The 12829-nt window shown below is 45.1% G+C and carries 9 protein-coding genes; 2 read left to right on the forward strand and 7 right to left on the reverse strand.

Annotated elements, in window-relative coordinates; translation table 11 throughout:
- Positions 1-106: 106 nt before the first annotated feature.
- From feoB to CO230_RS11790, 3 genes are all read right to left on the reverse strand, one after another.
- On the reverse strand, positions 107-2143 hold the full coding sequence (gene feoB, locus CO230_RS11780; RefSeq protein WP_122028777.1) for a ferrous iron transport protein B: 2037 nt from the start codon (positions 2141-2143) through the stop codon (positions 107-109).
- 41 nt (positions 2144-2184) lie between these two features.
- Positions 2185-2439, reverse strand: a complete 255-nt coding sequence (locus CO230_RS11785; protein WP_122028778.1) for a ferrous iron transport protein A — start codon at positions 2437-2439, stop codon at positions 2185-2187.
- A gap of 131 nt (positions 2440-2570) precedes the next feature.
- Positions 2571-3467, reverse strand: coding sequence for a GLPGLI family protein (locus CO230_RS11790; protein ID WP_122028779.1), 897 nt, complete (start codon positions 3465-3467; stop codon positions 2571-2573).
- A 124-nt stretch (positions 3468-3591) separates the two neighbouring features.
- On the opposite strand from CO230_RS11790, the gene CO230_RS11795 reads away from it, so the two are divergent.
- Positions 3592-4089 carry a DinB family protein gene (locus CO230_RS11795; protein ID WP_122028780.1) on the forward strand — a complete coding sequence of 166 codons (498 nt, stop codon included), beginning with the start codon at positions 3592-3594 and terminating at the stop codon, positions 4087-4089.
- 34 nt (positions 4090-4123) lie between these two features.
- On the opposite strand, the gene CO230_RS11800 is transcribed toward CO230_RS11795, so the two are convergent.
- Both CO230_RS11800 and CO230_RS11805 read right to left on the reverse strand, forming a co-directional pair.
- Positions 4124-4996 (reverse strand): GLPGLI family protein, encoded by an 873-nt coding sequence (locus CO230_RS11800; protein ID WP_185140492.1) that lies wholly within the window; start codon positions 4994-4996, stop codon positions 4124-4126.
- A 30-nt stretch (positions 4997-5026) separates the two neighbouring features.
- Positions 5027-7750, reverse strand: a complete 2724-nt coding sequence (locus CO230_RS11805; protein ID WP_410492852.1) for a carboxypeptidase regulatory-like domain-containing protein — start codon at positions 7748-7750, stop codon at positions 5027-5029.
- 141 nt (positions 7751-7891) lie between these two features.
- Here CO230_RS11805 and CO230_RS11810 point away from each other — a divergent pair, with 141 nt between their 5' ends.
- Positions 7892-8773 carry a cupin-like domain-containing protein gene (locus CO230_RS11810; protein WP_122028783.1) on the forward strand — a complete coding sequence of 294 codons (882 nt, stop codon included), beginning with the start codon at positions 7892-7894 and terminating at the stop codon, positions 8771-8773.
- Positions 8774-9035: 262 nt separating this feature from the next.
- Here the strand turns inward: CO230_RS11810 and CO230_RS11815 are convergent, their stop codons facing one another.
- Both CO230_RS11815 and lepA read right to left on the reverse strand, forming a co-directional pair.
- Complete coding sequence (locus CO230_RS11815) at positions 9036-10733, reverse strand: M14 family zinc carboxypeptidase (protein ID WP_122028784.1); 1698 nt, start codon at positions 10731-10733, stop codon at positions 9036-9038.
- A 172-nt stretch (positions 10734-10905) separates the two neighbouring features.
- Complete coding sequence (gene lepA, locus CO230_RS11820; protein ID WP_122028785.1) at positions 10906-12702, reverse strand: translation elongation factor 4; 1797 nt, start codon at positions 12700-12702, stop codon at positions 10906-10908.
- Between the last annotated feature and the right edge of the window lie 127 nt (positions 12703-12829).

The following is a 12829-nucleotide window of genomic DNA, read 5'->3' on the forward strand; positions in this document are numbered from 1 at the left end:
ATGAGATTCACTACCCAGTAAAGCGCGCCGGCCACCAGCAATGCCACTATAATGTATTGTAAAATCAATGATGCCTCCATAACTTCTGTTTTTAGTTTCTTTAAAGCTACCTGAATAGCTGGTAAGTCAGCAATGCCGAAATGTAGGCCAGCCCCGTCATCGCAACCAACTGAATGAGCGTCCACTTCCAGCTTCGGGTTTCGCGGTACACCACGGCAATGGTAGAGATACACTGCATTGCAAACGCATAATACACTAATATCGACATACCTGTGGCAAAAGAAAATACCTTCTCACCGTTAGGTTTTACATCGTTACGCATCTTGTCGATAATTTTCTGTTCTTCCACATCATCATCAAGGCTGTAGAGGGTGGACATGGTGCCTACAAAAACCTCGCGCGCCGCAAAACTTGAAATAATGGAGACACCCATTTTCCAGTCGTAGCCAAGTGGCTCGAAAACCGGCTCTATCGTACGGCCCAGGCCTGCAAGATAACTATGATCCAAATGAACATCGGTAGCGAATAATTCATTATCATTCTGTTTCGGTCCAACATAGCTTAGTGCCCACAGCAAGATACTCACTGCCAGAATCACTTTACCCGCACCGGTGATAAAATCCCATACTTTTTCCAGCATCAGTTTAAAATCATACCCGAACAGCGGCATCTTATACGGCGGAAGATCCATCACCAGGAAACTTTTGTGCTGCTGCCGAATAACTTTCTTTAAAATAAGCGATGAGAGCAGCGCCGCTAAAAACCCGAGGAAATACATGGCCAAGAGTGCGATCGCACGATAATCTATCCCGATGAAGTTTCCTTCGGGGATCACCAGTGCAATAATAATGCTATACACCGGAAGCCTGGCCGCACAGGTCATGAACGGAGTCACGAGTATGGTAATCAGCCTTTCCTTAACATTTTCGATGTTTCTGGTAGACATGATGGCGGGGATGGCGCACGCAACACCGGAAATTAACGGGACAATGCTTTTACCGTTGAGTCCGAATGGCTTTAAAAAACGGTCCATCAGGAAAATCACCCTTGACATGTAACCCGAATCTTCCAAAAGGTAGAGGAAGTAGAGCAGGATACCAATCTGTGGTGCAAAGATGATGATGCCGCCAAGCCCAGGGATGATCCCATCAGAAAGCAAACTGTTCAGCGGACCATCGGGCAAGAGTGTTTTGGTAAATTCAGATAGCCAGACAAATCCCCCGTCAATCCAGTTCATCGGATATTCCGCCATGAAAAATACCAATTGGAATATCAGTAACAAAACAGCCGCGAAAATGATATATCCCCAGAATTTATGTACCAGAAAACGGTCGATTTTCTCGGTAAGAAGTTCTTTAAACTGTGGTGTTTTCGAAACTACTTTCTGTACAATTTTATCAATATCCTGATATCTGCGGATGGTTTCCTGGGTTTGGAAACGTTTCGGGACGATACATTTGGCCTCGTGCTCATTCAGTTTATCATGCACCGACTCCAGTTTTCCGAAGTACGTCTCAGATGACAGCAGCGTCCAAACTTTATACGGGTTGTTTTCATTGGTCTGTGAGGCAATTTTGTGCACAATAGCCCGTTGCTCCAGCGGGACTTCAAACGAAATATGCCCGGCTTTGGTAAACTCGTTATCATGAATGGCTTTCCGGAGTTCTTCGACACCGATTTTCTTCTTGGCATTAGACTGAATGATCTTTACACCCAGTGTTTCACTAAGGATATCAAAATCAATCCGGGTACCGCGCCGCTCTGCCTCATCCAGCTGATTCGCCACAAGGATCAGTGGAATGCCCAGGTCCTGGATCTGCTGAAATAACAGCAAACCACGTTTCAGATTCATCGCATCAAGAACGTAAACGACTCCAGAATAATGCTGCTGCTCCTCGAACAGAAATTTCGAGAATATGGCCTCGTCTTCGGAGGTGGGATAGATGGAATAGGAACCTGGCAGATCAATAATCTCTATTTCCTCTTCAAGATAAATGTAGTTTCCGGAGTGGCTTGCAACCGTAACACCAGCATAATTACCGGTTTTTTGGTTTCTGTTGCACAGCGCGTTAAATAAGGTGGATTTTCCTACGTTGGGGTTTCCTACGAGGAGAATTTGTTTCTGTTTAAAAGTTTTCTGCATTATACTTCAGCTTACGTACTGGCGTCATGTGCCGGAATATTCTATACTGCGGACTCTACGATGATGAACTGGGCTTCTTCCTGCCGGAGGGCAATCCTGCTCTTCTCGGCGCCGTATTCAATATACAGCGGTCCGCTGAATGGCGCCTGATAAAGGATTCGGAATCCTGTTTCGGGCAGAAGTCCCATTTCTATTATTTTGTTAGGCATCTTCAGTTCATCGTTTTCATAACCTACGATTTTCCCTTGTTTGTCTTTCGGGAAGCAGCACAGCTTGTTGGATTTTAATGTTTTCAATACTAAAATTTTACGTGTACAAAGATAAGTTATTTAAATTAAATCTAAATAACAGTTCTTCTAATAAAAAAACCCCAAAACAAATGTATGTCCCAGGGTTTCTACAGAATATAACTTAGTGTAAAAGAATGCTATTTTTTACCTTTCGGCGCGGGTGTGGCCACCTCGATCGGATTATTATTGGCACCATAAAAATCTTTCATCATTTTTTCCTGCTGTTTTACCATTTCACCGATGGTCAGGTCGCTGCCGGGGATTTTCTGTGACATCATTTCGGGCCTTAGCATCGGTCTTGCGGAGGCGAAAGGGTCTTTCTTGTAATCAGCAAATGTCTTTTCAAACTTCTCGCGTGAAACTTCCTGCACTTTTCCGCCGTTCCCGCCCGGAGAGATGCTCTCCAGATAAGTGGTTTCATTAAAGTTCTCTACCTTCTTATTTCCTTTGAGTTCCCAAATATAGTTGCTTCCTTCATCCTCAATCTTCACGATAAGGCCTGGTAACCCATGAAATTTGTAAGGTCCGTCCTGCAAAGGAATTTCAGAGGAGAACCACGCGATCCATTTTCTGCCGCCAAATTCGGTAGTGGCTTTCTGGGCGTTATAACTTCCGATCTTGGCCTTTTCAGCCGATATTTTCCAGTCCATTTTGGCGTCATCATTATAACCGATGTTCACGGGTGTAAAGCCGCTTGATATACGTTCAACGTATTGAACTTTCATTTCAGGATAAAATTTGTACACTTTTTCCGAAAACTTCGGCATGGTCACCATTTTAGAAATATCTTTGAAAACGCCTGATTTCTGCATTGCTTCAACCTGAATTTTAAGGATAGAATCCTGCGCTACCATCGTATAATCGCGGTAGATTGATTTGTCTTTGGTGATGTCGAGAATCATCATCACACGTTCTGTCCTGGCCGAATCTTTCTTGGGTTTAAAGGTAAGGTCGTAGAAGAAACGGTTGGCGGTCTCCTGCGCGCTCACCGCGATGAAAGCTGTCATTAGAAACAGGAAGAAAAACTTTTTCATTTTTAATATTTTAATGATTAGTAAAGGAGGTGAAATAATTGTTACAGTTCCTTAGGAAAAATTTAATGTTAAAATTGAGTTCCGATATTGATGGCTTCTGTAACTTTATATAAAATTAAAACCTATGGAAACTTTACCCATCCTAAAACAAGAGTTTGAAGCAGAGTACCAAATCACCAAAAAGTTCTTCGAAGCGTACGATGACAGCCTAAATGACTTTGCGCCGCACGAAAAAAGCATGAAAATGATGCCGCTCGCCACGCACATCGCCGAAATCTTCGGCTGGCCGGAAATCATCATGAAAACTGAGAAGTTGGATTTTGCTGCGGGTGACTACAAACCTACTTTTTTGAAGTCAAGAAGCGAACTGCTGCAAAAACTTGATGAAGATTACCAGAAAACCAGACAGACTTTCAGCGGTATGCAGGAAAGTGATCTGGAAGGCAGATGGAAAATCACGATGGGCGAACAGGTATTACAAGATTTCAGCAAGTACACCGCGCTTCGCCACGCCCTGAACCAAATTACGCATCACCGCGCGCAATTAGGCGTTTATTACCGCCTGAACGGTATCGCGGTGCCGGCCAGCTACGGACCCAGCGCCGATACAGAAGAGCTTTAATGATAATCCCGCCATTTTCAGGGCGGGATTTCTTTTACGGTTTTAGTTCGATTTTATTGTTGTTACGCGCGATTTCATCACGCGCATTTCGTTCCATGCTTCGCAGAATTTCGGCGGAGTTTGAGATTTCTTTGCCGTTCATGTTGATCTTAACCTTTGAATTGGGTCTCGATAGAAGTTCACGCATGCCCTGAACGGGATCGTTTTCATGCTGTTTCAACTGTTTTGCGTATTGCAGACGGTTTACTTCGATTGGTTTCTTCTTGATCATCGGAATGTCGCGGCCCTGTGTATCAATTTCGGTGGAGGATGTGTGCAAAATTTTCTTCAACCCTTTAAGTTCCATACTGTGGCTGCCACTTTTGTCCGCTACTGAAACGATCAGGCCCGGCAAGCCGGAAAATTTGTACGGCCCGTCCTGAATCGGGACATCGGTTGTAAACCACGCTTCCCAGGTTCTGCCGGCGAAGTCTGTAGTGGCTTTTTGCACCGAGAATTCACCGATTTTCTTCTTTTCAGGCTCAATTTTCCATTCAGGTTTCCGATCTTCTGCCACTCTATACCTGTCGTTACCAATTGACGCCGTGAGATACGTCTGATATCCGGGATAGGATTTCTCCACTTCATAGTTGATCTCGCCACCGTCGCGCTGGCGTGATATCGCAACATTCCGGCTTCCGGAGGCCATTTGTTTCTTAATGCTTTCGGCGACAATCGAGTCGCTCTCAAAAGCTTTCTTACTGTAATATTTTGAGCCGTTTTTCGAGATGTCAAGATACATCCATTCCGTTTTCAGGCTGTCCGTTTTGGTAGAATCGGGCCGAAATCGGTATTCGTAGATCGCGCGGTTGTTTTGGGCTGAAACCATTAAACCAAAAAAGACCAGGAGCAATGACAGTTTTTTCATCAGACTAAATTTAAGTTTAATGACAAGAATTTATTTAAAATTGAATTTCACCGTAAACATTACCTGGCTCGGGCGAATGTTGATGGTGTTCACCGTGGTCAGCAGAAACTGCGGATCGTAAGAAATCCTTTCGAAGACCTCTTTGCCCGCGATATTAAGCCACTTAATTTCGAAATCGATTTTTTTCTTAGCCCAGGTGTATTGGTACGAAAGGTCGAAGAAGGCGTTGTGTAAACTTTCCGTGCCCACTTTGCTGTTGATTTCGTCCCAGAAGAAGCCGATCGTATGATTTTCTAAAGGATAGATGTAGGTAGCGAGGTTGTGCGTCCAGCCTGAAGAGGTGTTGCTGAAGTTCACGGTCGCATTCTTCTGTTTCGCCCAGTTGAAAGCGGCGTTATAATCTACACTGAGCCATGAAAAATATGTATTGTTGAATTTCACACTCAGGTTTTGGCGGTTGGTCCTGGTTTCCTGCAACTCGTTGAAGAATGAAAACCCTTTGGAATCTATATTCCCAAAACTTACCGATGCGTTGGTTTTAAATTTCGGGAAATATTTACCGATCTCTACACTTTCGGTCTGGGAGTTTATGGTATTTTCAAGTGCCAGCAATGTAAGTGACGAACTGAAACCATCGCCGGTAAAACGCTCTATCAGGTTTCTTTTATTGGCAGAATAGTTATAACGGACATTGAAGAAGAGATTGTTCAGCGGGTTACGGTATTCTAAACGGCTGCCGGCGTATTGGTTGCGGTATTCGGGCATCAGGTCCGACTGTCTTTGGGTAAGATTCAGCGGTGAGGTAAGGATGCTGCCGCCATACAAAAAGCCAAAGTTGCCGAAATCATACGACTGTCCCGCAAAGGCCCAAAGTTTAAAGAAAGAGGCAAAATCTACGTTTGCGAAAAGGTTTGGCTCTATCACCGCCTTGTTGGTTTCCAGATAAGATCCTCTTAAATTATCACGGTAAGCAATGTCGTAGAAATTCAAAGGTAAATTAAGGCTAAGGTTTACATTATTTGATTTGTAGTTGACGCCTACCTGGGTGTAAGGCATCACTTCATTCCATTCAGCATCATTCTGGTATCTACTGCCGAGCGAAGTGTAGGTGCCGGCGTTTCTACCGGAAAGCAGCGACTCCAGGTTATTGTAGCTTAAATTTAAACCTACTTCCGGCGTGAAAGTCCATTTTTTATAACTGAAACCTACCGAGGCAGAATGCGTGGCGTTCACACTTTGCGATGAGGCTTGCTGGCGCAGCGATTGGTATAGATTCGCTTCATTAAAGTTTCCGCCGGAATTTACATAACTGGCGGGCGAAATATCCAGTGTTTGCTCATCTTTCTGGTAGCTGATGTAGCTCATCACATTGAAGAGTTTTTCCTTCCACGGAAGAATGGTGCTCAAAGAGTTCTGAAAAATCCCCGAAGGCGAGCTTAGCGCCTGGTTTCCGAGTTTTCTGATGGGTTGCGCGGTACCGGGCGCAGGCGGCAGCATATTGTCGATAGCGGCATTCGCATCGTTCCAGTAGCCATTCCATGTCGTGGTATTTTTAAAAAAGCCTTTCTTCGCGTTTTTAGTGAAAATTACCTCGCCTTTTGCCGCATTGGTATAGAAATGATTTTCAGTTTCAGCCGTATAAATTCCTCCTGATGGCACAATGGAAGAACCCGGCTCGTAAATCCTGGTATTATTGTCAATGCGTTCTATATTGTTATTCGTATAGCTGGCGCTGGCCTTCAGTTCCCATTCCTTGCTTTTGAACGGCGTGGTAAGCACATTGGCCGAGAGGAAATGTACGTTATTCATGAGGTAACGTTTCTCCGGAATATCGGGTACGCCCGCTCTTTCCACATTTAACCAACTTTTTTGGCCGGTCTGCCCGCGGCGGCCTTCCCAGCGGTTCCCGAAACCTAACAGATTGCCCTCTTTCTCCACGCTTTCGCCGTTGTTATTGGCTTTATAATTTACCACCCACTGGTTTTTCTGGCCAAAGAACATGGGGGTAAGTTTCACATTCCAAAGGAGCGGATCCATACCAACACCCAATTCTCCCCTGCCCGTCATGGTGACAGATTTCTTTAAAACCACATTCAGGCCGGCATTCTCGGAAGGTACTTTATCCTGTAGGATTTTCACCGGCTGGTGATTTTCCATCACTTCCACTTTTTGCACGGCATCTTTTGGCAAAGAATTGTTCACCGTGCCGTAGCCGCCTTCCATTAAATCTTTTCCGTTGACATAAAATTTATTGATGGGTTCGCCCTGGTAAAGCACCGAACCATCCGTATTGACCTCAATGCCGGGGATTTTCTTCAAAACATCCGCCAGCGTACGGTCGGCTTTGCTTTCAAAAGCTTTTAAATCGTAGGAGATCGTGTCGCCTTTTTTGGTAATCAGTCGTGTTTTGAGTTTTACTTCCTTGATTTCCGTGGCATCAGATTCAAGGCTGAAATTAAGGGTTTGCGCCTGGTTTCTAATATTTCTGAACAGCGGTTTCTGGTTGAAGGCTTTGATCTTCAGATCCACCGTAGCTTCTGCTGAAGTGAACGTAACTTTATATTCGCCTTTAGCATTCGAGATCGCATACGCCATGATGGCATCTTTCCCAGGTTCTTCTATCGTGACACTCGCGTTCGGAACAGGCTGCCCGTCGGCATCGCTTATCTTGCCCGAAACAGTAGTCTGTGCCTGCGAAGTAAAGGAAAACATGACAGTGAATAAAAAAAAGACGAAATTCTTCATAGTTTGCATAATTTCAGTATTAGTACCACTTCCCGAATAATTGTTACACCACCCGAATAGCCGGTAAAATGTACAATCGAGAAAATCAATGATGTTTTTTACCAACGGACATCTTTTTTGCTAATTTTGCGTCTTTAAATCCGTAAAAACATGGGACTTCATTTAACGCCGATTGATGTGGTGGAAGACATCACACAAGAAGACTTCCGCGAAAAATATTTAAAGGCCAGAAAGCCTGTCGTCATCCGCAACATGGCGAAAAACTGGCCGGCGTACCAGAAATGGACCATGGATTACATGAAGGAAACCGTGGGCGATGTGGAAGTGCCACTATATGACTCCGCGAAAGCCGATCCCTCCGCGCCTATCAATGCTTCCGCGGCTAAAATGAAATTCGGGGATTATATTGATCTCATTCAAAGAGAACCTACTGATTTGCGAATATTCCTTTTCGATCCGATAAAGTTTGCTCCTAAATTACTCGAAGATTATGTATCGCCGAAGGAACTGATGGGAGGATTTCTGGATAAATACCCCAATATGTTCTTCGGTGGGAAGGGCTCAGTCACCTTTCTGCACTATGATATTGACATGGCGCACATTTTCCACACGCATTTCAACGGCCGGAAGCATATTCTGCTTTTCGATTATAAATGGAAAGAGCGTCTTTACAAAATTCCGTTCGCTACGTATGCGTTGGAGGATTACGATATCTCGAACCCTGATTTCGAGAAATTCCCTGCATTAGACGGTATAGAGGGCATTGAATGTTTCCTGGAGCACGGCGACACGCTCTTCATGCCGACCGGCTGGTGGCACTGGATGAAGTATCTAGACGGCAGTTTCTCGATCTCGCTGCGCGCATGGGACGAATCCTGGGGCGTTAAAGCACATTCGCTATGGAATCTTACCGTGCAACGCAATTTCGACAACTTCATGAAGCGCAATTTCAAGCAGAGATACATGAGCTGGAAAGAGAAAAAAGCGATTGAGCGCGCGAATTTTGCTTTGAAAAAAGGATTGCCAAAATAGACCTTGTGTAAGTTAGACTATATTTGATTAAAGATAAAAATTCCGGTTCTGCACCGGAATTTTTAGGTTAAAAACCAAAACGTTAAGGTTAAAGACCGAAACATTAGGGTTCCTAACCTAAAACTTATGGTTCCTACGCCTAATCCTTTGCGTTCCCGACCTAAAATTTCTGGTTTCAGACCAAAAACTTGTAGTCTTTAAACCTAAAAGACACCATAAGATCACCATAAAATGACCAATCATAGCTGAACTTACTACTGAATCACAAAATCCTGAATATCGGATATAGACCCACTGTTCCCTCGTAATACGGCGAGTTACGGTAAATCCATTCGAGCTGTTTGTCGCCATCTTTCGCGAAAGCCGGATCAGCGGTTTTTTGTAACTCAAAAGCGGTTCTCAACGCGCTGTTCGTGCGCAGTAGTTCCGCGGCCGTATCTTCAAAAACATAATCTGAATAATATTCTTTTTGTCCCAGAATCGCATCAAAGAAATTCCAGTTGAAGAACGAATCCGCCGCTTCGGGTTCCAGGGTCTCGAGCAGATATTTCACGCCGGGCTGACTGGTTGAAATAAGGAAATCGCCTTTCGTCAGGGTTACGCTTTTAGTTTCCGGTCTTACGGTTGTTTCGTAGTGCAGATAATGGCCTTCGTAAGGATTTTTTACTGTTTTATAATCGACGATTCTGTACATTTCCACAGTCGCGGCAGAGTCGCGGCTGATTTCCCGCATCTGGATCAGGTTGCGCATCAGGTGTTCAATCACCTTTCTTTCAGATTTAGGAACGATGTAATATTTCGGGATGGTGATGCTTTTAGTGGATTTATAATGATCGAAAAACCTCACTTTCCGGCTGAAAGGTTTTGTTCGGTCATAGTACAGCCGCGGTTTTCCCGAAACTTCGCTGGGTTTTTGGGCGGCTTCGTAACCTTTAAAATCAAGCAGCTGAAACTGTGTACTGTCGAGTTTCCACTGAATCGGATATGCGCTGCCGGGCTTTAATTCATTTAGACTCGAAAACATCAACTGCTGAATTTCGGTGCTGTTTGTTGCCACATAATCCATGGAAGCCAACATATATTCGTAAGTCGCACGAACCCGCTCCGGATAAGGCTTCAGCATGTGCGTTTCGGCCACCGTGCCAAGGGTATTGAACAAAGTCGTGTAGCCGGTGGCATAGCGCGGCGTATCCATGAAGGCGGGGAAACCGTCATCGGGCGAATCCCCGTGAATGTTCACGTAAGGCGTAGAAAGCACGCCTTTCTTTTCAATGTTTTGCAGGATTTCGGGCTGCATCTTCCGGTTGAAATAATCGCCGAGTTTCTTTCCTAAGCGTTCTTTGTTGGTCGAAATATAAGTGAAAAGATACTGGTAATCAGCGCCGTTGCTCACATGATTGTCGATGAAGTAAATGGGTTTGAAATGATGGAAGATCTGCTGGAATGCCTTCGCGTTTTCAGTATCATTCTTGATGAAGTCGCGGTTCAGGTCGAAATTTCGCGCATTGCCACGAAAACCGTATTCTTCCGGACCATTTTGGTTGGCTCGACTAAATTTTCCGCGTCGCAGCATGCCGGAAATATTGTAGGCCTGCACAGCCGCGATCTGCAAGCCACCGGATGAAATCTTGCCCGTTGCAAGATCGCGCATCAGCATCATGGTAGCGTCGATTCCGTCGGGTTCACCGGGATGGATACCATTGTTGATGAGGATTGTAGGTGTGTTTTTGATTTTATTTGGGTTAAAGATGACCACTTTTATTGGTTCGCCGTTATCGTCCTGACCGAAGTTCTGAACGCTGATGTTTTTAAATTTTTTGTCGAGACCGTCATAATATTTCAACATTTCCTGATAGGTGACGGTTTGGTTGCCGTTGCCTTTTTCGTAGGGTGTTTGAAACTGCTGCTGGGCGGGAAACTGAACTGAAAACAGAATTAAAAACAGGATTCTATAAACCATCGTGGGAAATTTTGACTAAAATAAAGAATTCCCGGACGAAACCGGGAATTTGTATTGAAAATAGTGTTGTTTTGTGACGGAACCCGCGCCCCAGCCTGAACGGAGCTCTTTTTCGCCGAGGAACGAGGTGAAAAAAGCGGGAGTGGAGGATGGAAAAGGCGCCCAAATTCTCTTAATCATTCAGCTTCAGCACCGCCATAAAGGCTGATTGCGGAACCTCTACCCGACCGATCTGCTTCATTTTCTTCTTTCCTTCTTTCTGTTTTTCAAGGAGTTTCCGCTTACGCGAGATATCACCACCGTAACACTTGGCCGTAACGTCTTTTCTTAATGCTTTAATGGTTTCACGTGCAATGACTTTGGTTCCCAAAGCCGCCTGCACCGCGATGTCAAACTGCTGGCGCGGGATAAGTTCGCGAAGTTTTTCGCACATTCTTTTACCGATGTAGTACGCATTGCTCTCGTGGATAAGCGATGAAAGCGCATCTACCATATCACCGTTGATCAGGATGTCCATCTTCACGAGTTTTGAAGCGCGGAAACCGATCGGGTGATAATCAAATGAGGCATAACCTTTCGAAATGGATTTCAGACGGTCATAAAAATCGAAAACTACTTCCGCCAAAGGCATATTAAAGATCAGTTCCACCCGGTCTGAGGTAAGGTAGCTTTGGTTGACTATTTCGCCGCGTTTTTCGATGCAAAGCGTCATTACAGCACCTACGAAATCGGATTTTGTGATGATGGAAGCTTTGATGAAAGGCTCTTCTACCCGATCCATCGTGGTGGGATCCATCATTTCAGATGGATTGTTGATGAGGATTGGGGTTTCGGGATCACGTTTTGAATAACCGTGGTACGAAACGTTCGGAACGGTGGTGATGACGTTCATATCAAACTCACGGTCGAGTCTTTCCTGCACGATCTCCATGTGCAGCATGCCAAGGAATCCGCAACGGAAACCGAAACCTAGTGCGGCGGAAGATTCAGGTTCGAAAACGAGTGAAGCATCATTCAGACGAAGCTTTTCCAGGGAAACGCGCAGTTCCTCGAAATCTTCGGATTCGATGGGGTAAATTCCCGCAAAAACCATCGGTTTCACTTCCTCGAAACCTTCGATTGGATTGGGCGCGCCATTTTCGAAACTTGTGATGGTATCTCCTACTTTCACTTCGCGTGCATCTTTAATTCCAGAGATGATGTAGCCAACGTCGCCGGTTTTAATCTCAGTTTTTGGCTGTTGTTTAAGTTTTAAGGTACCGACCTCATCGGCTTCGTACATTTTTTCGGTGGCCATGAATTTGATTCGCTGACCTTTCTTGATACTGCCGTTCACGACTTTAAAATAAGCTTCAATGCCGCGGAACGGATTGTAAACCGAGTCGAAAACCAAAGCTTGCAGCGGAGCCTCGGGATCACCAACGGGAGCGGGGATTCTTTTGACGATCTGTTCGAGGAGATCGTGCACGCCTTCGCCGGTCTTGCCGGAAACGCGTAAAACATCTTCGTAGTCGCAGCCAATGAGGTTCATGATCTCATCGGTTACTTCCTCCGGATTGGCGGAAGGAAGGTCGATTTTATTCAGAATCGGGATGATGGTCAGATCATTTTCGAGCGCAAGGTAAAGGTTGCTTATCGTCTGTGCCTGAATACTTTGCGCGGCATCTACGATGAGAAGCGCACCTTCGCAGGCAGCGATGGAACGTGATACTTCGTAAGAGAAGTCTACGTGGCCGGGTGTATCGATCAGGTTAAGGATATATTTTTCGCCATCGAGTTCGTAATCCATCTGGATCGCGTGGGATTTGATGGTGATTCCACGTTCTTTCTCGAGGTCCATATCATCGAGGGTCTGTGACTGGAGTTCGCGCTGGGTAACGGTGCCGGTATATTCGAGCAATCGGTCTGCGAGCGTGGACTTACCGTGGTCTATATGTGCGATGATGCAGAAGTTTCGTATGTTTTTCATTTAAAATGGGAGAATAAGGGGCAAATTTAGTGTTTTTTTGTTGGAATCTGGTGATTATTTGGTGCGTTAGCGCGATAGGGATAGAAACGGAAACCCCGCAGGGGCGGACGCCAGTCCGCGCCGAGGA

It is taken from the genome of Chryseobacterium sp. 6424, from assembly GCF_003692615.1.
In the GTDB taxonomy this organism is placed as follows: domain Bacteria; phylum Bacteroidota; class Bacteroidia; order Flavobacteriales; family Weeksellaceae; genus Kaistella.

Bases quoted from the DNA above. Each gene is read 5' to 3' on its own strand.
- feoB (WP_122028777.1), bottom strand. From the start codon at position 2,143: ATGCAGAAAACTTTTAAACAGAAACAAATTCTCCTCGTAGGAAACCCC.
- CO230_RS11790 (WP_122028779.1), bottom strand. From the start codon at position 3,467: ATGAAAAAGTTTTTCTTCCTGTTTCTAATGACAGCTTTCATCGCGGTG.
- CO230_RS11795 (WP_122028780.1), top strand. From the start codon at position 3,592: ATGGAAACTTTACCCATCCTAAAACAAGAGTTTGAAGCAGAGTACCAA.
- CO230_RS11800 (WP_185140492.1), bottom strand. From the start codon at position 4,996: ATGAAAAAACTGTCATTGCTCCTGGTCTTTTTTGGTTTAATGGTTTCA.
- CO230_RS11805 (WP_410492852.1), bottom strand. From the start codon at position 7,750: ATGCAAACTATGAAGAATTTCGTCTTTTTTTTATTCACTGTCATGTTT.
- CO230_RS11810 (WP_122028783.1), top strand. From the start codon at position 7,892: ATGGGACTTCATTTAACGCCGATTGATGTGGTGGAAGACATCACACAA.
- CO230_RS11815 (WP_122028784.1), bottom strand. From the start codon at position 10,733: ATGGTTTATAGAATCCTGTTTTTAATTCTGTTTTCAGTTCAGTTTCCC.
- lepA (WP_122028785.1), bottom strand. From the start codon at position 12,702: ATGAAAAACATACGAAACTTCTGCATCATCGCACATATAGACCACGGT.